Annotated in this window: 16 protein-coding genes; 10 read left to right on the forward strand and 6 right to left on the reverse strand. The window is 71.5% G+C overall.

Annotated features, from left to right (window positions below; all coding sequences use genetic code 11):
- The first annotated feature begins 507 nt into the window (after positions 1 to 507).
- Genes KF837_43530 through KF837_43545 form a run of 4 tightly spaced genes read left to right on the forward strand, consistent with a single transcriptional unit; the run spans position 508 to position 5952 of the window.
- Positions 508 to 2562 (forward strand): tetratricopeptide repeat protein, encoded by a 2055-nt coding sequence (locus KF837_43530; GenBank protein ID MBX3234245.1) that lies wholly within the window; start codon positions 508 to 510, stop codon positions 2560 to 2562.
- Position 2563: 1 nt separating this feature from the next.
- On the forward strand, positions 2564 to 2965 hold the full coding sequence (locus tag KF837_43535; protein MBX3234246.1) for a hypothetical protein: 402 nt from the start codon (positions 2564 to 2566) through the stop codon (positions 2963 to 2965).
- Positions 2966 to 2971: 6 nt separating this feature from the next.
- The gene (locus tag KF837_43540; GenBank protein MBX3234247.1) at positions 2972 to 5254 is read left to right on the forward strand and encodes a hypothetical protein; all 2283 of its coding nucleotides are present in this window, start codon (positions 2972 to 2974) and stop codon (positions 5252 to 5254) included.
- Positions 5254 to 5952 (forward strand): class I SAM-dependent methyltransferase, encoded by a 699-nt coding sequence (locus KF837_43545; GenBank protein MBX3234248.1) that lies wholly within the window; start codon positions 5254 to 5256, stop codon positions 5950 to 5952. The genes KF837_43540 and KF837_43545 overlap by 1 nt, the downstream gene beginning before the upstream one ends.
- A 5-nt stretch (positions 5953 to 5957) precedes the next feature.
- Here KF837_43545 and KF837_43550 read toward each other — a convergent pair whose 3' ends face one another.
- Positions 5958 to 7751: a PAS domain S-box protein gene (locus tag KF837_43550; GenBank protein ID MBX3234249.1), complete on the reverse strand. Its 1794-nt coding sequence runs from the start codon at positions 7749 to 7751 to the stop codon at positions 5958 to 5960.
- 73 nt (positions 7752 to 7824) lie between these two features.
- Here KF837_43550 and KF837_43555 point away from each other — a divergent pair, with 73 nt between their 5' ends.
- Positions 7825 to 8157, forward strand: a complete 333-nt coding sequence (locus tag KF837_43555; GenBank protein MBX3234250.1) for a hypothetical protein — start codon at positions 7825 to 7827, stop codon at positions 8155 to 8157.
- A 215-nt stretch (positions 8158 to 8372) separates the two neighbouring features.
- On the opposite strand, the gene KF837_43560 is transcribed toward KF837_43555, so the two are convergent.
- Both KF837_43560 and KF837_43565 read right to left on the reverse strand, forming a co-directional pair.
- Complete coding sequence (locus tag KF837_43560) at positions 8373 to 9491, reverse strand: hypothetical protein (protein MBX3234251.1); 1119 nt, start codon at positions 9489 to 9491, stop codon at positions 8373 to 8375.
- Between the two features lies 1 nt (position 9492).
- On the reverse strand, positions 9493 to 10254 hold the full coding sequence (locus KF837_43565) for a hypothetical protein (GenBank protein MBX3234252.1): 762 nt from the start codon (positions 10252 to 10254) through the stop codon (positions 9493 to 9495).
- Between the two features lie 164 nt (positions 10255 to 10418).
- Between KF837_43565 and KF837_43570 the strand changes: the two genes are divergently transcribed.
- Positions 10419 to 11264, forward strand: coding sequence for an AraC family transcriptional regulator (locus KF837_43570; protein ID MBX3234253.1), 846 nt, complete (start codon positions 10419 to 10421; stop codon positions 11262 to 11264).
- 48 nt (positions 11265 to 11312) lie between these two features.
- On the opposite strand, the gene KF837_43575 is transcribed toward KF837_43570, so the two are convergent.
- Together KF837_43575 and KF837_43580 are read right to left on the reverse strand one after the other, a co-directional pair.
- Positions 11313 to 12086, reverse strand: coding sequence for a hypothetical protein (locus KF837_43575; protein ID MBX3234254.1), 774 nt, complete (start codon positions 12084 to 12086; stop codon positions 11313 to 11315).
- Positions 12087 to 12120: 34 nt separating this feature from the next.
- On the reverse strand, positions 12121 to 12543 hold the full coding sequence (locus KF837_43580; GenBank protein ID MBX3234255.1) for a DUF4440 domain-containing protein: 423 nt from the start codon (positions 12541 to 12543) through the stop codon (positions 12121 to 12123).
- 148 nt (positions 12544 to 12691) lie between these two features.
- On the opposite strand from KF837_43580, the gene KF837_43585 reads away from it, so the two are divergent.
- The 4 genes from KF837_43585 (at position 12692) to KF837_43600 (ending at position 18788) form a co-directional block, all read left to right on the forward strand.
- Positions 12692 to 14038: a hypothetical protein gene (locus KF837_43585; GenBank protein ID MBX3234256.1), complete on the forward strand. Its 1347-nt coding sequence runs from the start codon at positions 12692 to 12694 to the stop codon at positions 14036 to 14038.
- Positions 14039 to 14280: 242 nt separating this feature from the next.
- Positions 14281 to 16743, forward strand: a complete 2463-nt coding sequence (locus KF837_43590; GenBank protein MBX3234257.1) for a HEAT repeat domain-containing protein — start codon at positions 14281 to 14283, stop codon at positions 16741 to 16743.
- A 115-nt stretch (positions 16744 to 16858) separates the two neighbouring features.
- A complete protein-coding gene (locus KF837_43595) occupies positions 16859 to 17371 on the forward strand; it encodes a hypothetical protein (protein MBX3234258.1) in 513 nt (170 codons plus the stop codon).
- Positions 17372 to 17444: 73 nt separating this feature from the next.
- Positions 17445 to 18788: an alpha/beta hydrolase fold domain-containing protein gene (locus tag KF837_43600; GenBank protein MBX3234259.1), complete on the forward strand. Its 1344-nt coding sequence runs from the start codon at positions 17445 to 17447 to the stop codon at positions 18786 to 18788.
- Between the two features lie 14 nt (positions 18789 to 18802).
- On the opposite strand, the gene KF837_43605 is transcribed toward KF837_43600, so the two are convergent.
- Positions 18803 to 20359 carry a hypothetical protein gene (locus KF837_43605; protein ID MBX3234260.1) on the reverse strand — a complete coding sequence of 519 codons (1557 nt, stop codon included), beginning with the start codon at positions 20357 to 20359 and terminating at the stop codon, positions 18803 to 18805.
- Between the last annotated feature and the right edge of the window lie 3 nt (positions 20360 to 20362).

Raw genomic sequence — 20362 nt, forward strand, 5'->3', positions numbered from 1 at the left:
CCCCCGCACGCCCCGAACCAACGCAACGAAGCGACCACGAACGACGCAACTCCATCGCAGAACGTGGCGGAGACCGCCGCGGCCACGAGGAGCGCCACGACCGCGCCGACGCGCGATGCGGCGAAGACCGACGCCGACGCGGGGAGCGCCGCTACTGCACCGACGCGCGACGCGGCGAAGGCCGGCGCCGGCGCGGATCCCGCCACGACCGCGGGGGCCGACGCGGCTGCGGAGAGCGCGGGCGAGCTCGTGGCGCCCCTTGCTGCCGAGTCGGCGCCGGCGTTCGGCGCGCACTCGGCTCTGCCCGGATCGCTCGAAGCACCCATCGCCGCCGAGTCGGCCCCCGCATTTGGCGCGCATTCGTTCGAGGCGCGCGCGACCGACACGACCGACGCGGCCAGCGGCGCGGCGGCGCAGGCGGAGGGGGGGGAGCCGTTCGCCGGGCTTCGGGCGGTCGTGCAGCCTGGGGAGCGGCTGCCGACGGTCTTCGAGACGATCAAGCACTGGATACGCGACTACTTCCTCGGCGACGATCCCTCCTTCGGGCTCGCGCTCGTGCCGTATTGCTTCCTCTCGATGCTGCTGTTCACGCGGCATCCGACGCGCACGAATTTCATCTTCGACGAACAGGAAGCGCTCCTCGCCAATCCGTACGTCCGGAGCGTCGCGGAGGCGAATCCCAAGTTCGGATGGCTCGACGCGTTCCATCGCGACTTCTGGGGGCTCGGGCCCGAACGGAGCATCGGCTCGTACCGCCCCATCCCCGACCTCGTCTGGCGCGCGCTCTGGGGGCTCGGCGCGCGCGACCAGACGCCGTTCCTCCATCACTGGGTGAACGTCCTCCTCCACGGGATGAACGGCGCGCTCGTGTGCGTGCTCGCGTTCGCGCTCACCAAGCGGCGCGGCGTCGCGTGGATCGCCGGCGCCACCTTCACCGGGAGCGCCGTCCTCACCGAGGCCGTGAGCGGCGTCGTCGGGATCGCCGACGTCCTCGGCGCGACCGGCACCCTCATCGCGCTGCTCGCGCTCACGACGCGACTGCCGTTCATGGCGGGCGGCGTGCTCGTCGGCACCCTGTTCGGGCTCTACTCGAAAGAGAGCGCCCTCTGCTGCGTCCCGCTCCTCCCCCTCGGCGCCTTCCTCCTCGCGCCGCTCCTCCACCCCAAGAACCCTCGGCGGACCCTGCGCGCGCTCGTCGCCTTCGTCACCGCCGCCGCCGCGTTCGTCTTTTACGTTTACGCGCGGAGATGGGCATTCCCGACCGCTATTCCCCACGAGCTCAGCGCCGAGGCGAACGCCGCCAAGCCATTTGCGGGGAGGGTATTTGCCGCGGTCCTGCGCTGGTACGCCCAGCCGATATTGCCCAAAGACCCGCTCAACAACCCGCTCGTCAACGCCGACGCGATCCATCGCATCGGCGGCGCGTTGCGGGTCTGGTCGCGCGGGCTCGGCCAGCTCGCATTGCCGATTACGCTCTCCGGCGATTACTCCGCGCCGCAAGAGCCCATTCCCCCGACGCTGCTGGATTGGGAGATCATCACCGGCGCGGTCCTCCTCCTCTCGCCGATCCCGCTCGCGATCTGGATCGCGGTGCGCTCCTACCGCCGCTGGACGCGGCGCGGCGACGCGGAGCCCGAGCGCGATCCGCTCCTCATCGTCGCGTTCGGCGCGCTCTGGGTGATGCTCTCGTATTTCCCGGTCTCGAACATCCCCGTGCTCCTCCCCACCGTGCGCGCGGAGCGGTTCTGGTACTTCCCAGCCATCGGCTCGAGCCTCGTCGTCGGCGTGCTCTTCGGGTGGGGCGCCGATCGGAGCAAGGCGAGCCCCGACGCGCCGCCGAAGCCGCGACCGCTCTGGCTCGACGTCACGCTCGCGCTCGCCGGGCTCTTCCTCCTCGCGCAGCTCGTCGCCGTGCGCCACAGCGCCGTCGACTACGCGTTCATCGCGCCGGGCCTCGTCGTCGCCGGCGCGATCGTGTTCTTCGCGTACCGCCGCACCACCGTGAGCCGGAGCTACAAGTGGCTCGTCTTCGCGACGCTCGCGTTCTTCCTCTATCAGGGCACCGCCGCGCGGCGGCACGCCAACGACTACACCGACGACCTCTCCTTCTGGGACGCGACCCGCAAGGCGGTGCCGCGCAGCGCGAAGGCCCACCTCAACTACTCCGTCATGAAGGGCGCCCGCGGCGACCTCCAGACGCGCCTCGATGCGAACGCGATCGCGCTCGAGCTCGCGCCCGAGTGGCCGATGGCGAGCGTGTATTACGGCGACACGCTCTGCCGCCTCCACCGCGCGATGGAGGCGTGGCCACACTACGTGAAGGGCTTCGACCTCGCGCCGAACGACGTGAACCTGATCGCGCTCGGCATCCAGTGCCTCTGGGACGAGAAGGTGCTCGCCGAAGGCACCGCCGAGCGCGCGGAGCTCGACGCGCTGAAGGACAAACACCCCGGCTCGTGGCTCGAGTACCTCGGGCGCGACATCCTCGAGCACGGCGAGGAGCACAACGGCGTCGATCCGAAGTACCGTCCTCGCGGCTACAACGAAGGCCCGAAGGAATGAGATGACGGACCTGCGCTTCAGCATCCCCGCCGTCCTCGTCGTCGCCGCGTGCGCGATCGCGGTGGGGGTACGCGCGGGCACCGCGCGATCGCCGGAGCCCCGGCGCGGCGCGACGAACAGGGAGCGCGCGAGCATGGCCGCCTCCGTCGCGGGCAGCGAGAGCGCGTGGCTCACGGAGGTGACGCAGAACTTCCCCGGCGACCACTGGTCTCAGCGCGACGACTTCCACGGCCGCGAGTACCGCCACTTGATCGAGCTCGCCGATCAGCACCGGGTCCGCCTCGAAGACGTCATCCGCGCGGTCGACGACGACCTCCACGAGAGCGCGACGACGAGCCCGGACGCCCCCGATCCGCGCGCCGCCCGCGCCGTCCCCTGCAAGCCGCGACCGTTCTACGACTGAGCCGCGATGGGACGCCTCGCCGAGCGCACGTCCGTCCGTCTCGCGCTCTTCGCGCTCCTCGCGCTCGTCGTCGTGTGGCCGATGCTCGCGCACGCGGGCTGGGTGAACGAGTTCCGCGACGCGCAGGTCCTCACCGTGCACGAGCGCGCCGCCGCGCTCACGGTGAAGACGTACCGACAGCTCCCGCTCTGGGATCCCTGGTACTGCGGCGGGCTCTACGGCCTCGGCGCGCCGCAGAGCCGCTTCGCTGCGCCGCCGTTCCTCCTCACGCTGCTCTTCGGCGTCGAGCGCGCGCAGCCCGTCATCGTGTGGCTCCTCGCCGTCCTCGGGATGGAGGGCACCTTCCGCTGGCTGCGCCTCCGCGTGACGGACGCGACCGCGGCGCTCCGCATCGCGCCGCTGTTCGCGCTCTCCGGACACTTCGCCGTCGCGTGGTTCCGCGGCTGGGTGAACTTCTTCGGGTTCGAGCTCGTCCCGTTCGTGCTCTACGGCATCACCGTCGCCGCGCGCGGACGCACGCACGGGATCGCCGTCGCCGCGATCGCCTTCGCGACCATCCTCGGCTTCGGCGGCACCTTCGCCGCTCCCCTCATCGCCGTCGCCGCCGCGGCCGAGAGCGCGCGCGTCCTCCTCGAGCTCCCGCCCGCGCGTCGCGGCCGCGCGATCGCGATGCTCTTCGCGCTCGCGTCCTTCATGCTCACCGCCGCGGCGGTGCGTCTCCTCCCGATCGCGGAGGTCCTCGCCGCGCAGCCGCGCATCATGGCCGGTACGCCCGGCCACTCGCCGCTCGCGATCCTCTTCTTCCTCGTGCGATCGCTCGAGGTGAAGGACGGCGACGTCGAGGACCTCGGTATGTTCTACGTCGGCGGCGCGTTCCTCGCGCTCATCGCGCTCGGCGGCTCCGAGCGCAAGTCGATCCGCCCGCTCGTCGTCGTCATCCTCTTCATGTGGCTCTCCGCCGGCTACGCGCGGAAGCCCGCCCTCTTCGCGCTCCTCCGCGAGCTCCCGATCTTCTCCGCGCTCCGCTACCCCGAGCGCTTCCTCTGGCTCGGGATCCTCTTCGCGTGCGAGCCGGCCGCGCACGCGCTCGCGAAGGTGCCGCGCCTCGGCGAAGGAAAGAGCTGGCGGCGCGGCGCGAACGCGCTGCTCACGCTCGCGGTGCTCGCGAGCCTCGGCGCCGAGGTCAAGGCGTTCTACGCGGTCGACTCCGCGCGGAACCTCGGCGTCGCCACGCCGGACCGCTCGCGACCGTTCCGCCAGTCGCGCGGCAACCGCTGGCTCGCCTCGCACTACGAGAGCGCGGGCCTCGGCTCGCTCTCGTGCTGGGAGACGCACCCCGTCACGATGTCGCCTTTGCTTCGCGGCGACCTCGCGCAAGAGGAGTACCTCGCGCCGCCGGCGCGCGGCGCCGCGCGTCGCGTGTCGTGGTCGCCGAACGAGATCGTCGTCCACGTCTCGCTCGCGGAGCCGGGCCGCCTGCTCGTGAACCAGAACTGGCACCCGGGCTGGACCTCGTCGATCGGCAACGTCGTGTCGCAGGAGGGCCTCCTCGCGGTCGACCTCCCCGCCGGCGACGCGGACGTGAAGATCGCGTTCCGTCCACGCTCCGCGCTCGCGGGCGGCGCCGTCACGCTCGTCGCGCTCGTGTCGCTCGGCCTCCTCGCGCTCGGGGCGCGCCGAGGTCGTCCCGCGTTCCGGCGCGGCGCGGTGCTCGGGAGCTCGCTCCTCGTGCTGCTCCCGTGGGCCACGCTCGCCGCGTTCGTCGCGACGTGGCCCTCGCCGCGGTTCCCGCCTCCGCCGCTCAAGAACCCGAACGGTGAGCCGGCGATCGTGAGCGCGCCGCCGGCGGACGTCCCGCACCTCGGCGCGCAGCTCGACGTCCCGCTCGTGGTCGACGCGGCGCGCACGACGGGCCCCGATCCGCTCGGGAACGTCTTCATCGATCTATGGATCCGCCGCACCGGCGCCCTCGCGCGGACGACGGCGATGTACGTCCATTTCAAGCGGCGCGAAGGACAGGAGCCGCCGGACAAGGAGCGCTCGCGCGAGTACCTCAACGGCGATCATCAGGTCGTCGGCGGCAGCTTCTACCTCTCGGACGCACCCGAGAACGCGGTCGTCCATGACTCGTTCGGCATGTTCGTCGGCAAGTCCGCGCCGGGGACGTGGGACGTCTGGCTCGGCTTCGGCCACGTCTCGGGGCGCCGCCGCCACGCGAAGTTCGTCGAGGCGGCCCAGGCCGAGGTGCGCGATGACATGATCCGCATCGGGACCTTCGTCGTCCCGTGATGCGCCGCGCGCTCGCCTTCCTCATGCTCGTCGCCGCGTGCTCGCGGCCGCCGCCACCGTCCACGCGCACGGACGCCGGCGTCCCGCAGGTGGATCCGCCCGGCTATTACATGGGCCGTCGCATGGCCGAGCCGATGAGCTGGCACGGCGCGGACTGGCTCGATCGCCCGAACCGCGACGAGGTGCAGCGACCGGAGCACGTGCTCGACGTCCTCCGCGTACGCGAAGGCCAGACGGTGGCCGACGTCGGCTGCGGCTCCGGTTACTTCACGGTGCACCTCGCGAAGCGTGTCGGTGCACGCGGCCGCGTCTACGCGACCGATCTGCAACAAGAGATGCTCGACCTCCTCGCGAAGAAGGTCGCCGCCGCGAGCCTCGGCAACGTCACGCCGATCCGCGCCACCGCCGACGACGCGAAGCTCCCTCCGCGCGCGCTCGATCTCATCCTCCTCGTCGACGTCTACCACGAGCTCCCGAACCCACCCGCGACGCTCGCCCAGTTCAAGAGCGCCCTCGCGCCGGGCGGCGTCCTCGCGCTCGTCGAATACCGCGCCGAAGACCCCAAAGTGGCGATCAAGCCGGAGCACAAGACGACGCTCGAGCAGCTCCGCCGCGAGCTCGCCGCCAACCACTGGACCTTCCTCGCGAGCGACGAGTCGCTCCCCGAGCAACGCATCGTCACGTTTCGACCCGAGTAACACCCTCAGCAGACGCGAGGCGCTGAAGCGCGCGCCGGGACGACGGCCGGCTCGTCCTCCTCCGCGACACGGAAGAGGACGCGGAAGGTGGTGCCGCGATCGGGCTCCGACGAGAACGAGATCTCGCCGCCGAGCTCGGCGACGAGGCGCTGCGTGACGGCGAGGCCGAGGCCGGTGCCGCGCCCGGGCGGCTTCGTCGTGAAGAACGGATGGAAGATGCGCTCGGCGTCGGGCGCGGAGACGCCGACGCCGTTGTCCCCCACCTCGAGCATCACGCCCGTGGAGACGCCGCGGCGAACACGGAGCGTGAGCTCGTTGTCGGCGGCGTCGCGATGGCGCATCGCCTCGAGCGCGTTGAGCACGAGGTTGAGGACGATCTGCGCGATGCGCGGGACGGAGCCGCGCACGAGCGGCACGGCGTCGAGGTGAACGGAGAGCTTCGCCGTGCGCGCGATCTCGACCCGCGCGAGCGCGAGCGTCGACTCCACCGCGGCGGCGAGATCGGCCGTCGCCGCGGGCGCGGGGTCCTCCCGCGCGAGGAGGAGGAGCTCGCGGACGATGAAGCCGATCCGCGCCGCGCCCTCGAGCGCGATCTGGAGCGCGGTCCGCGCGGTGTCGGCGCGTCCGGCGTCGACCGGTCCCTCCGCGCCGAGCTGCTTCTTCGCGATCTCGATGTTGTTGAGGAGGTACGCGAGCGGGTTGTTCACCTCGTGCGCGACGCCGGCGGCGAGGAGGCCCACCGCCGCGAGGCGATCCGCGGTCGCGAGCTGCCGCTGGAGGCGATCGTGCTCGCCGAGGTCGCGGCCGACGACGAGGCGCGCGGGGACGCCGTCGAACGCGATCCCCTGCGTCGCGGAGACCTCGACGCGGACGGGGCTCCCGTCCCGCGCCATGAGCCACGCCTCCGTGCGCTCTTCCTCCGTCACGCCGGTCTCGAGCGGCCGCCGCAGCCGCGCGGCGAAGAGCGCGCGCGAGCGCGGGTCGATCGAGTCGACGAGCGGACGGCCGACGAGCTCCTCCGCGCGCGCGAAGCCGAGCGCGCGCGCGAAGGCGCGGTTCGCGAAGACGATGCGGCCCTGGACGTGGATGACGACGAGGGCAGGGAGCCGCTCGAGCACGTTGCGGAGCTCGTCACGCGCGCGCTCCGACGCGTGGAGCCCGGCGTCGAGCCAGCGCCGCTGGTCCTCGAGCGCGTCGGCGCGCTCGCCGATGCGCGTGAGCGCGGAGAGCGCTTGAAAGCCGGCGCTGAACACGGAGGGGCTGCGCGGCAGGACGAGCTCGACGTCGAGCGTGCGTCCGTCGATGCGCGAAGCGACCAGCGTCGACGCGGGCAGATCGAGGATGATCGGCAACGCGACCATCGCGCCGGAGGCGACGTGGAGGAAGGCCTCGCACGCCTCGTACGACGGCGGGATCGTGCCGTGGATGAAGAGCCGATCGCCCGCCTCGAAGCGATGGTACGCGCGGAGGTGCGGGAAGCTCGCGCGCGCGAACCACCGCTCGGAGATGTCGTAGAACATCCGGACCGAGATCACGGTCCGCGCGAGGCGACGGAGCGGCGCGTACGAAGGGACGCCGCCCATCGCCGCGCCGATCGCGCGGAGCCGCGCCGGATCGTGCTCCACGGAGGCGGACACCGCCTCGTTCAGACGCACGAACGCGGACCACGGGATCTGGTGCGCGTCGCCCGTGAGCGCGTCGCGATCGATCCCCGCCGCCGCGAGCATCGGATCCGGATCGAGCCCGACCGCCTCGACGGCCTCGAGCAACATCCGGATCGGCCGCGCGCTGAGGAGCATGAACGCCCGCTCGTGGTAACACGGTCACGGCAGGGGACTTCGCGAATTCCGACCGATGCCGTACGCTCGAAGGGTGAAGCTTCGAGCAGCGATCTGCGCCTTGGGGCTCGGCCTCGCCGTCGCGAGCCCCGCGAGCGCCGTGTCGTCGCTGCAGACCTCACCGGTCACCGTCTACGCCGCGAAATGGTGCAGCGCCTGCAAGGCGCTCGAGCGCGGGCTCGAGGGCCGGAAGATCGCGTTCGACCGCGTCGACGTCGACGAGAGTCCCGCCGCGTTCGAGCGCGCTCGCGCGGCCGCGGGCGCCGGCGGCGCGATCCCGCTCACGTCCGTCGCCCGCGCAGAGGGGACGGTGTGGATCGTCGGCGCCGACGTCGACGCGGTGGACCGCGCCCAGCGCGGCGAGTGAGCGCGCGGTGAACCGACGCGACGCGCTCCGCTGGCTCGGCGCCGTCCCGCTCGCGCTCGGGTGCTCGCGCCCTCGCTCCGAGCCCGCCCCGGCCGCGACGCGCATGCCCGTCGTGTTCGCCGCGCACGGCGCGCCGATGTTGCTCGAAGACATTCCCGATCACGGGTTGGTGGATGAACAGCGCATTCACGCGGCGCTCCGTTCAATTCGGCTGATCAAAAATACATGTCGCAGTCGAGGCGGAGCCGGTCCTTGTTCGGCTTCACGTCCACGGTGGTGGGCGGGCTCGCGGTGAAGACTTTTCCGGTCTTGTATTCGAGAGTCTGCATATGCGCCTTCGCGGTGTCGGCGGAGTCGTAAATGCCATAGAGCCACTGCGCCGGTGTGCTCTCTCCGTAGGCCGTCCGGAGCGTATGGGTCTTGTCCGTCGACATCGACTCCGGCGGCTGGTTCTCGGGAATACCGATCACGAAGGCGCTCCCCACTTTGTCGGCGCCACCGACGAATGCGCCGTGGGCGTCCACCCGCGCGAGCGTCCGCAGCTCCGGCGGACGAAACGGCCGCGCCTTCGCCTTCTGCTTGCAGAGGTCGTCGCGATCGTCGACCGCGCGGTGCACGAGGAGGAACGCGGCGCCGCCGTCGGCCAGCGTGTACCAGCCCGTCCCGCCCAGCGCCTCGTCGTGACGACGGACCCCGCCCTCGGGCGGGAGGTCCGACTCGACGTCGAACGACGCGACGACGCGGCTCGTCACCAGGACGTCGCGCAGGCGCCGCCGCCCCCGCTCCGGGCCCATGAGCGGGTTCGGCGCGTCGCCGACGCGGACCTTGAGCTCCGTCAGCGGCGCGGCGATCGGGACCCGCGACGCCCACTCGATGACGGCCTCCGGAGCGCCGAGCGGGATCGGCTCCCCGATCGGCGCGAGATCGCCGCCCGCGCAACCCGGCGTCGCGAAGGCGAGCGTCGCGTCGAGCCCGCCGTTCGTGTTTCGCACGAGGAGCGTGAGCGCGAAGACCGGCCCGTGCTCCGCGTTCGTGTGCGTCGCGACGATCGAGCGGACGAAGCCGCGCTCGTGCAGCGCCGGGAACCAGCGCGGAAACTGGGAGTGATGGGTCTGCAGCGCGCCTTGCTCCGGCTGATTCAGGCTGCTCGTCATGCTCGCGATCAGCTCGTCGGCGCCGGGATCGCGCTTGCGGCACGGAGGCGTCGTCTTCGCCGGCGCCGGCGCCGGCGACGGCGCGACGGCCGGGCACGTCGCTGTCGCGGCGGGCGGAGCAGGAGGTGGGGCCGAGGTGCAGGCGGAGAGGGTCGCGACGGCGGCGACGGCGCGGCGCATCTCAGAACGCGATCGCCGGATCCGTGATGCGGGCGCTGCCGCGGTAGTGCTTGCGGATGAAGAGGAAGCCGCCCTTCCCGTCGAAGCTGATCTGCGACGGCGCGCGGCCGAGCGGCGTGGAGAGGCCGAACACCATCGTGATGTGGACGTGATCGACGAACGTCGGGTTCTTGCTGAACGAGAACCCGGTCGAGAGGACCTCGCGCTCCTTCTCGTCGACCCACGCCGTGCCCTTGAACGCGTCCTCGGCGGGGACCTTCGGGGTGAACGCGATGAGGACGCGCGACGGGTTCGCGGCGTCGCGCTCGACGAGCGAGAACGTGTAGCGCGCCTGCTCGCTCGGGAGGAACGGCAGCTTCAGGTCGTTCGCCTTCTTGTCGCCCTTCGACACCCTGTGCTTCGCGCGACGCTCGTCCGCCTTCGCTTGCGCCTCCGCGGTCTTGTCCTTCCCGTCCTCGACGTACCGCATCACCTTCACGATGCGCTCGCGCGGCGTGCTGGTCGGCGTCGAGCGCATCGTGATCTCCTTCACCTCGGACGCGTGGCCGTCGCCGTCGAGCGCCTCCATGCGGCCGGTGAACGTGAAGGCGCCGCGGCGCTTCATCTCCTCGAGGCTGCTCGCGTGCTTGGCGAGCCCGGTGAGGAGCGCCTCGGGGACGGAGGCTTGCGCGGCGGTGGGGGCCGGCGTCTCGTCGGCGTGCGCGAGCGCGGGGACGGCGAGGGCGGTGGAGAGCGCGAGCAAGAGGACGAAACGTGAAGCCATCCCTCAAGTTTGCTCCGCGGCGGAGCGGCGCGCCAGCGTGGCGAGAGTGCGCATCGGGACACGTCACGGCGTCGCAGCGCATCATCCATGCCGTCTCTTTTGCGCCCTCGCACGTCCGCGCACCTGCGCGGTCGACATGCCGGACCTATGGTTCCGACCACGTCATGGGGAAGACGTCCGACAGCATGATGGTGCGCGCCGCCCCGACGAGCGGCGTTCGTCTCAAGACGGCACGCGACGAGCGCTCCGGCGGCCTCGCTATCACGCGCCACGCCGCGCCCCCCGATCTCGCGGAGATCATCGATCACGTCGCGATCGTTCGCTGGGACCTCGATCGCAGCGCGCCGATCGATCGCGAGGTCCTGCCCGCGCCCTGCGTCGACGTGCTCTTCGGCGATCATCGCGCGGGCGTGCACGGACCGATCAACGATCGCGCGGTCGTGCGGCTCACCCGCCGCGGCGCCGCCGTCGGCGTCACGTTCCGGCCCGCGGGCTTCCGCGCGCTCCTCCGTCCGGGCCTCGAGCCGAGCGCGCTCGTCGATCGCCCGCTCTCGCACGCCGACGCGTTCGCGGCCTCGAGCGAGGTGAAGGCGCTCTCGCTCGCTCTCGACGAAGAGAAGGAGAACGAGAGCGACGAGGCGAAGCTCGACCTCGTGCATCGCTTCCTGCGCGCGCATCACCCGGGCCTCGACGAAGAGGACGCCGAGGTGAACGCGCTCGTGGACGTCGCGCGCTTCGACCTCACGCTCACGCGCGTCGCGCCGCTCGCGGAGCACGCCGGCCGTCCCGTGCGCGCGCTCGAGCGCCTGCTTCGCTCGCGCGTCGGCGTCTCGGCGAAGTGGATCATCCGGCGCTTCCGCGTCGCCGAGGCCGCCGATCGTATCGCGAGGGGTCTCTGCATCGACCTCGACGCGCTCGCCTTCCTCCTCGGCTACGAGCGCGACGACCTCGTCCACGACTTCCGCGCGCAGACCGGCCGCTCCCCCGCTCAGTTCCTACGCTCGGCTTGACGCACCGAGAGCGCGCCGACGATCGCGATCAGCTCGCCCATGCTGCGGTCATGGCTCCTGGCAGCGCGTGGTGACGAAGGCTTCGACGAGATGCGCGAGCGCTGGGTCGTTCGGCTCGAGCCGGTCACGCTCTGCGGCGCAGGCGGCGGGGCCGGTCGTCGGATCGCACGTCGCGCAGGCGATGACCTGCGTCGCCTCGCGGTCGCTCATGACGCCGGCGCGCTCGGTCGGGCGGTTCGGGCCGTCGCAGGCGAGGGTGCCGCCCGGCGCGGCGATCTGCGCGCGCTCCGGCGAGCAGCGGCATGCGCGCGCGTGGAGCGCGGTCGCGCCCTTCTTCTCGGCCTTCTCGGCGCGCAGGATCTCGGCTGCGGTGAGGCACGCGTACCCGTCATCCATGATCGGGCAGTCGGCGTGGCCCGTTCGCTTCGGCGCGCCGCACGGTCCGTCGCGGTGGCAACACTCGGCGATCTCGGCGTGCGTCGCCGCCGTCACCTTCGGCCCGCGCCCGAGCCGCGCGTACGCGTCGCTCACGCGCCGCATGTATGTTGCACGCACCGCGTCGGGCTCACGCAGGAGCGCGTCGATGCACGCGCTGCCGAGCGCGCTCGGATACACGCACGCGTCGATGCTGCGCCGCTCGTCGACGCGCGGCACACCACGAACGAACACGATCCCCCGGCCCGCGTCGGGAGCGGCCGCCGGCCCCGCGGCCGCGGCGCCAGGCTTCGCCGGCGCGGCGGGGTCGTGAGCGGGCGTCGTCGTCGCCGCGGCTGCCGGCGCGCCGCACGCGACGACGAGGCCGAGGACCCACCTTCTCGTCATCGCATCGCCATCGCGTCGTCGAGCGTACACCGCGTTACGCGGCGATCGACGCGAGGACGATCCTCCAGCCGCCGCCGGTGCGACGGAGGACGTACGAGAGCTCGAAGCGCTCGATGACGTTGCCCTTCCCGTCCCTCCATGCGCCGGCGCCTTCGATCGAGACGATCCCCACGCCGAAGCGACGCGCGTCGAGGCGATCGAAGGTCGTCGTCGCGTAGCCGCGCGCGCGGGCGTCCTCCATCACGCGCGCGTACGTCCGCTCGACCTCGGCCGCGGTCGGGAGAGCGAAGTCGCCGCGCGGCGTCAGCATCACCGCGGGCGCGTGGAAGAACGCTGCGACGGCGCAGGCGTCGAGCGAGCGGAACGCCTCGGTGTAGCGTCGAAACGTCGATAGCGCGGCCGCGCGGTCGCTCCACTCCGTCGCCGACGGCACCGTGGTCGATGCTCCTGCTTGCATGGCGTTCCTCTTCCTCTCGACGCAGTCGTGCATCAACCACGCCGCCCGCGCCGACGATCCAAGCGCGCGATCCAGCTGCACCGGAAACGTGCGTAAAAGCCCGCGGAAAGATGGGTGGGACATGTAGGCATACAGGTTGCTGAGCCTCATGAAGATGAGGTTCCTCGCGGCATTGGCACTCGCGGCGGCGACCACCGCGGTCGCGTGTGGCGCACCAGCCGACGACGACGACGCGGACGCGGACGCGACCGCGGAGGCACAAACCACGACCGCGCGCCCCGCAACCGCGGACCCCGACGCGACCGCGCGACCCGCGGACCCCGGCGCGACCGCGCGACCCGCAAGCGCGGACCCTAACGCGACCGCGCGACCCGCGGACCCCGGCGCGACCGCGGCGACGCGGACGGTGCTCGCGAACCTTCACTCCTTCGACTTCGCGAGCGGCGACCCGTTCGATCGACGCGTGATGATCGGGCAGCAGGAGCCCGACGTGTCGAACCGCGCGTCGTACGCGACGCCGGTCGTCCCCGACGTCGAGCGACTCACCGGACGCACGCCCGCGCTCGTGAGCTACGAGCTCTCCAACGCCGACCGCGGCGCGCGGACGATGTTCGACGCCGCTGCGTTCCGCGCGGGGCGCGACACGCTGCGCGATCTCGTCCGCGCGCAAGCACGACGCGGCGCGCTCGTCTCGTTCGTGTGGCACATGCGCTGTCCGAAGGCGGCCGTCACCGATCGCGACCTCTTCGCGCCGAACGAGTGCCCGCGCGACTACCGCCTCGAGGAGCTCCTCGCGCGCAAGCCCAACGGCCGCGAAGGCGCGCACTTCCGCGAGTGGCGCGCGATCCTCGACGAGCTCGCGGAGCTCCTCTGGTCGCTGAAGGACGACGACGGCGAGCCGATCCCGGTCCAACTCCGCCCCTTCCACGAGTTCACCGGCAACTGGTTCTGGTGGGGCCGCGCGAACGGCGCGAGCGCCTACGCCGCCGCGTGGCGCGAGATGGTCAGCTACCTCCGCGACGGCCGCGGCCTCCATCACCTGCTCTGGGTCTTCGCGCCCGACTCGCCGTCGTCGAACGGAGGCTGGGAGTCGTATTATCCTGGCGACGACTTCGTCGATGTTATCGCCTTTGACCGATATGACCATAACGACGGTCGATTCGCGCGCGGCTACGACGGTGACCTCCGGGCGGTCGGCTCGTTCGCCAAGCGCCATGGAAAGGTCGCCGCCGTCTCCGAGGTCGGCTTCAATCTAGGCGCGCACGGCACCAACGCGAACCCAACCTGGTTCACGCAAACGATGCTCGCGCCGCTCCGGAAACACGGCTTCGCGTACGCCGCGCTCTGGCGGAACGCACCATGGGAGAAATTCATCCCAGAGCCAGGCGACGGCGCGATCGCCAACGACTTCGCCCGCATGGCATCCGACGACGCAACCCTCTTCGCCGGCACCCACGACCTCTACCTCCCGCTCCACGTACCACCGGAGTCGTGAGCACACCGCCTCCACGTACCGCGAAGCTCGTGAACATATGGCCTCCATACCGTGGGGCTCACGAGCCTATAGGCTTCTCGTGCCACCAGCTCATGAGCGTATGGCCTCCACGTACCGCGGGGCTCACGAGCGTATGGCTTCCACATACCGCGGGGCTCACGAGCGGGCTGAGCGTAAGGCTCCACGTACCGTGGGCTCATGAGTGCGCGTACTGGCGGGGCGTGAGCGTGTAGGCTCGGGGTATGCGGGCGGTCTTTTTCGGCGCGCTGGTGTTCGGCTTTGCGTGTGGCGGTTCGAGCAGTGACGTTCGTGTGCCGGTGCCCGTCGTCGCGAAGGTCGAGCCGAAGGGCGACGTCGCTCCCGAGCCCGTTCGGCCCGTCGTCGATCGGAAGACGATCCAGCATCTGCCGATCGCCGAGGCGCTCTCGGTGTATCGCGATTGGACCCACGATCAGGATCCGAGCTACGCGATCGAAGGGCTGACCCAGGTCGCGTGGGCGAAGGACGAAGCGGCGGTCCCGCTCGCGATCCGCGCGCTCGCGGCGAAGGACCACGAGGTGCGCGCCGCCGCCGCGCGCGTCGTCATCGAGCCCGACGTGCCGAAGCCGGACGCCGCGCGGGCCGCCCTCCGCGACGCGCTCGCCGAAGCGACGCCGCTCGATCGCAGCGCGATCCTCTGGGCGCTCCTCGTCCTCGGAGACCGCACCGTCGCCGACGCCGCGATCGAGGAGTATCGCTCCGGCACGCTCGCGAAGGTCCACGCGCTCGACGGCTCACCCGCCTTCGCGCTCGCCGCCCTCGCACGCGCCATCCCCGCCGACCGAGCGAAGACGCTCGCGACCGAGCGCGCCCCACCCCTGCGCGACCTCGGCCTCGCCGCCCTCGCACGCAACGCCGCGACCGCGACCGCAGGCGACGCCGCACCCGCGTCCGCACGCGACGCGACCGCACCCGCACGCGACGCCGCGACCGCGACCGCTCACGACGCCGCGACCGTGACCAAGCTCGTGACCTCACGCGATGCCGTGGTCGCCACGCCCGACGCAACCGCGCGCGACGCAGCGGGCGCCGCGCTGTCCGTCCTCGTTGCGGCGCTCGAGAGCGCGGACGCGGAAGGGCGCGCTCGCATCGTCGATGTGCTCGCCCGCGGCGCGGGTGGGGCGGCGGTGCTCCTCGCGCTTCCGGCTGTGAGCGCGGCACCGCGCGAGAAGGCGAAACATCAGGCCAAGGTGGTCTTCGATCGGCTGCGCCAGCTCGCGGATCCGCGGGCCGCCGATGCGCTCGCGCGGTACCTCGGCACGAAGCCCGAGCCGCACTGGCGCACCGAAGCTGCGATGCGCCTCGCCGAGCTGGGCGATCTCCGCGCGGTCCCCACGCTCGCGTGGAGACTCACGCAAGACCCACTCGCGCTCTACAAGAGCGGCGTCGACGACGAGCTTCGCCGCACCGACTCCGAACGCGTCGGCGCCGCGCGTATGCTCGCGGACCTCGCGGTGCTGCACCCCGATCGACGCGGCGAGATCCGGAAGCACGCCGTCGGCCCCGTGCGCGCGTGGCTCCTCGGGAAGCCGCAGCCACACGCCAACGGCATGCGCTTCGTCGCGGCCTCGGACGCGCGTGAGCTCCTCCCCGAAATGCGGAGGTGGGCGAATCCCGGCGTCCCGCTCCCGAAGCCGGGGCAGCAGAGCTTCCCGCTCGCGTTCGAGAGCGCGCAGACCGCGCTCCGGTACGTCGGATGGATGCGCGATCCCCAGAGCTGGGCCACGCTCGAGTCGACGCTCGGTCGTCGTCCCGCCTCCATGGACGCGACGATGGAGAGCCTGCTCCAGGGCGGCAACGCCGTGCTCGGCATGACGCTGCGCGCGCTCGGGACCGGCGCCGCGACGGGCTTCGCGCAGTGGGGCGATCCGAAGGCGTACCCCGTCCTCGTGAAGTACATCGAGGACAGGAAGAACAACGAGCAAGCGCGCCTCGAGGCCGGCGCCGCGCTCGCGTGGGTCGCGACGGACGCGCAGCTCACCGAGATCGCGGGCAAGGTCCGCTCGCTCCCGCGCGACCCGCAAGCGCAGGTCGTCCGCAACTGCTACCTCGAGGCGCTCGCGCGGCGTCCGGTTCCGGTCGCGACCGCGCCGCTCGTCGACCTGCTCGGCACGACGCCGGAGCACACCCTCGCGCGCGCGATCGGCGGCGGCGGCCTCGCGCCGGAGACGACGACGCGCCTCTTCGCGATGCTGAAGGAGAGCGCGATGCTGAAGGAGAGCTCCACCCGGCTCGACGCGACGCTCGCGCTCCTCCTCGGCGCCGACCCCGACACCGCGCGCCGCGCGCTCGCCACGTACGAGGACGCCGACGCCGCCGAGCTCGAGGAGCTGAAGGTCGCCTACGACCAGTCGTTCGGCGCGATCAGCGACGCCAACTACGAGCGCGGCGACGTCGCGCGATGGACCGCCAACGCGGAGGCCGCCTCGCACGTGAAGCTCGGCGGCGCATACCAGGACTGGGTGCGCACGACCGTCACACGCAACCTCGACGGCATCGAATACGACGCTGGCCCGCGTTCGCTCACGAGGGTGCAGCTCCGCGTGCGCCTCTTGCGCGACACGCGCTCGCCCGACACGAAGAAGCGGACCGACGCGCTCCGCATTCTCCGCTTCATGAACGAGCGCGGCGCCCTCCTCGCGCTTGGCCTCACCCCACGCGACTGACGCGGGCCCCCACCTTCGCGACGAGCGGCGGGAAGACCGGGAACACAACGGCCTCGGGATCTGAAAGCCTGCCGCGATCGTGGCGAGGACGGCGTCGCGTGCTACGACGCGCACCGTGCGGAAGCTCATCTCGCTCCTGTTCCTCGGCGCTGCTGCGTGCGCCGCTCCCACCGACGAGACCGGCGAGACCGCGACGGAGAGCGCGGCCGTGATCGCGCCCGCGGCCGACGTCGTGCGGCTCCGCTACGAGCCTCAGTTCGTGCTCGAGAAGGTGCTCGAGCAGAAGCAGCGGCCGTTCGACGCGGCGAAGCCCTTTCCTGCGATCAAATTCGCGAGCGAGATCACGCTCACCGAGTTCCAGGACGCGATCGAGACGCAGTGGGGCTTCCGGCCCGACGTCATCACGAACGCGTATTCGGTCGTGGAGAACACCATCTACCTGATGGATGACGCGGCCTACTACTCGCAGCACGGTCGCTGCATCGACGACTCGCTCGCCCATGAAATCACGCACTATGTCCAGGTCGTGTACCAGGGCTGGACGCTCGAGGCCGCCGACGACTCCATCGAGGTCGACGCCGTCTACATGCAGCGCTGGTTCCGCCAGGAATACTGCGGCGCGAGCTAGCACCCTGATCTCGCAGATCGCCCCGGATTTCGGGTTGCGCACCCCCTCGCGCAAGCGTAAAGCGCGCTTCGAAATGAGTGCCCGCCTCGCCGCCGTGACCGCGCTCGCCCTCGCCCTCGGAGCGTGCGCCGCGCAAGACCATGAAGACGAGCCGGCCGCCGCGGAGGCGGAGATCGGCCTCACGCGACCGAGCCTCCCCAACGTCACCGCGTGGGCCGCGGGCACGAACTGGAAGTACGAGACGGACTTCCTCGGTCTCCGCCACGCGTGGGTCTACACGCCGAACGGCTTCAGCAAGCGCGCGCCCGGACGGCGCGGCGTCGTCTTCCACCTCCCCGGCTGCGGCGAGCTCCCGTACCAGGTCGCGCAAGGATCGGCCTGGGCCCCCGTCGCGGAGGCGCACGGCCTCGTCGTCGTCGTGCCGGAGATCCTCTCGCCGGTCTACCCGAACCCCGCCGCGCCCAACGTCGCTTGCTACGACTTCGGCACCGTCATGCAGCCGACGCGCTATGCCCGCGATCACGCCGCGCTCATCGAAGCCGGCACGCGCATCGCGCGGGACGACCTCTCGCTCGGGATCGATCCGCGCCAGATCTACATCGGCGGCCTCTCCGCCGGCGGCACCGTCGCGATGCAGGTGGCGTGCATGGCGCCGGAGATCTTCAGCGGCGTCGGCTCCGTCGCCGCGCCCTCGCTCGGGACGTGGCAGTCGATGGCGGTCATGCCGCCGGTCTGGAGCGCCCCCGCGATCCGCTGGGGCTGCGAGTACTACGCAAACTCGAGCCCCGCGCCCGACGCGAAGGAGAAGCTCGGGAAACAGGTCTACGCGATCGCCTCCGACGACAACGGACTTCCGGCCGGAATCCCGATCATGATCGGGGGAGTGTGGACCGCGACGAAATTTGCCAATCAGAAGATCTGGGACGGCGACAAATACATCCCGTTTGCCCATCATCGTCTCATCGCCGACGCGATGGCGCCTCTCTTCGGCGCGAAGATGACGGGCGAAGACGTCGGCCTTCCGTACCACGGCACCGGCTGGGGCTGCCCCGGCGGCGAGGTGAGCCACCACGACACCGCCGAGACGGAGTGCGAATTCTCCGCCCTCCAGCCGCGCCCGTGGCAGGTCAAAGCCGATATCTGGAAAGACACGAAAGGCCGCACGCGCGTCGTCCACTTGAAGCAGGACGGCCTCCGCCACCGCTGGCCGACCGGCCACAAACCGCCCGTCACGCCGAGCTTCGAGGAGCTCGTCGAAAAGGGTTATATGAGCCCCTTCGCCGAGGTCTACGAGGCGAAGGCCGCGGGCGCGCCCACCGGCACGTTCGGCATCGGCTTCTTCGGCAGCATCGACACGTTCGACTTCACCGCCTACCTCGCCGACTACTTCACCGCGAACAACCCGCGCCTCGACTGAGGCGCGCCGGCGCGTCAGAGCGACTTCGCGACGACCTCGACGAGGAGGCGGCCCTGCGCGACGATCGCCGCGCGGTAGGCCTCGAACGTGGCGTCGGTGACCGCGCCGTTCCCGCTCGAGAAGCGCGTCATGATCGGCGTGTGGATGTGGCCGACCGGGATCGTGAGACCGAGCACGTCGCGGAGCAGCGTCGCGCGGTAGGCGCTCTCGTTCGAGAGGTAGTCGCCGCCGCTGCCCGAGCGCGCGCACGCCGCCGCCGCCGGCGGCTGACGACCCGGCGCCGGCGGATACGGGACCGACGAGTAGAACACCTGCGTCGCGCTCTTCGTGCAGTCGGGGAACACCTCGAAGTCGTAGCCCCACACCACCTCGAACCTCCCGCCCGGCGTGCCCGCCGGCGCCGGCACCTGCGCGCTCGTGTTCGCGGCGATCATCGCGTCGACCGGGAGGCTGCTCTCGACGAACTGCGGGGGTTTGTCCTTCGCCCAAGGCCGCGGCTCGTAGCCGAGCCATCGCGCGGGCGGATCGATCGCGCAGCCCGTCGTGCTGGCAAGGAACCCGCTCGCGCACGTCGCGACGTCGTCGTTGCCCTCGAACGTGCCGTGGAAGCGGCCGTTGTACTCCTCGAGCTTGAAGCGGTAGCCGCTCCCCTGGCTCATCGTGATCGCGACGTTCGCGCGCGAGTCGACCGGCGCCTGGAAGACCGGTCCGAGCGTGTCCTCCTCCATTCCGCGCTCGAACGGGCCGTAGTTCACCGGCAGCGTGTACGTCTCGATCTGCGCGGTCTTCCCGTTCGGCAGCGTGAACGTCACGCCGTCGTACGCGAGCGCGGCCGCGCCGGAGGGGTTGCCGATCCGGATGTTCACGTCGTTCGTCGCGCCCGGCGCGCCGAGCGTGAACGGATCGAAGCCGCTCAGCACGATGCGCACGAAGTCGGGGCCGGCGGGGAGGTTCAGATCGTACTGCCCGCGCGACGCGCGCTCGAGCTCCCACTCGAGGTCGCCGCGCTGCTCGGCCGTGAGCGCGAACGACGGCTCCCACGCGCGGAGCGTCTTCGTCATCGTGAGGCGCGCCCAGTAGAGCATCCGGTCGTCGCCGGCCGGGAGCGTGCCCATCGTCCGCTTGCCCTGCACGCGATCGACCGCGGCGCGCCACAGCTTCGTGCCCTCGCCTTTGACGAGCTCCTTCGCCTTCTCGAAGCTGTTCGCCCCCGCTTTTCCGTCCTGGCAGAGGCGCGCGGAGAAGTCGCGCTCGAACACGTCGAAGCCCGTGCCGGTCAGGATCTCCGTCGCGAACGGCACGTCCTTGCCGGGGAGACGGTTCACGAGGCGGCGCTCTTCGAAGTTGAGCGCGACGTCCGGGTTCATCGTGCACGTGGCGGGCGGCCCGTCGTCGTCGTCATCGTCGCCCGGCGTGGTGGTGTCGTCGTCGTCGTCGCCGTTCGGACCGCCGTCCTTCTTGCCGCCCGGCCGCGCCGGATCGTCGTTCTCGGGATCGTCCGAGGCGGCGGTGTCGGAGCACGCGGAGATCCCGAGCACGAGACCGAGAGCGAAGACGGAGAGGAGCCGCATGAG

Source organism: Labilithrix sp., from assembly GCA_019637155.1.
In the GTDB taxonomy this organism is placed as follows: Bacteria; Myxococcota_A; Polyangia; order Polyangiales; family Polyangiaceae; genus Labilithrix.

Excerpts from the sequence above, each read along its gene's own strand:
- KF837_43535 (MBX3234246.1), top strand. The coding sequence starts at position 2,564 with ATGACGGACCTGCGCTTCAGCATCCCCGCCGTCCTCGTCGTCGCCGCG.
- KF837_43540 (MBX3234247.1), top strand. The coding sequence starts at position 2,972 with ATGGGACGCCTCGCCGAGCGCACGTCCGTCCGTCTCGCGCTCTTCGCG.
- KF837_43545 (MBX3234248.1), top strand. The coding sequence starts at position 5,254 with ATGCGCCGCGCGCTCGCCTTCCTCATGCTCGTCGCCGCGTGCTCGCGG.
- KF837_43550 (MBX3234249.1), bottom strand. The coding sequence starts at position 7,751 with ATGCTCCTCAGCGCGCGGCCGATCCGGATGTTGCTCGAGGCCGTCGAG.
- KF837_43560 (MBX3234251.1), bottom strand. The coding sequence starts at position 9,491 with ATGCGCCGCGCCGTCGCCGCCGTCGCGACCCTCTCCGCCTGCACCTCG.
- KF837_43565 (MBX3234252.1), bottom strand. The coding sequence starts at position 10,254 with ATGGCTTCACGTTTCGTCCTCTTGCTCGCGCTCTCCACCGCCCTCGCC.
- KF837_43570 (MBX3234253.1), top strand. The coding sequence starts at position 10,419 with ATGGGGAAGACGTCCGACAGCATGATGGTGCGCGCCGCCCCGACGAGC.
- KF837_43575 (MBX3234254.1), bottom strand. The coding sequence starts at position 12,086 with ATGACGAGAAGGTGGGTCCTCGGCCTCGTCGTCGCGTGCGGCGCGCCG.
- KF837_43580 (MBX3234255.1), bottom strand. The coding sequence starts at position 12,543 with ATGCAAGCAGGAGCATCGACCACGGTGCCGTCGGCGACGGAGTGGAGC.
- KF837_43585 (MBX3234256.1), top strand. The coding sequence starts at position 12,692 with ATGAAGATGAGGTTCCTCGCGGCATTGGCACTCGCGGCGGCGACCACC.
- KF837_43590 (MBX3234257.1), top strand. The coding sequence starts at position 14,281 with ATGCGGGCGGTCTTTTTCGGCGCGCTGGTGTTCGGCTTTGCGTGTGGC.
- KF837_43600 (MBX3234259.1), top strand. The coding sequence starts at position 17,445 with ATGAGTGCCCGCCTCGCCGCCGTGACCGCGCTCGCCCTCGCCCTCGGA.
- KF837_43605 (MBX3234260.1), bottom strand. The coding sequence starts at position 20,359 with ATGCGGCTCCTCTCCGTCTTCGCTCTCGGTCTCGTGCTCGGGATCTCC.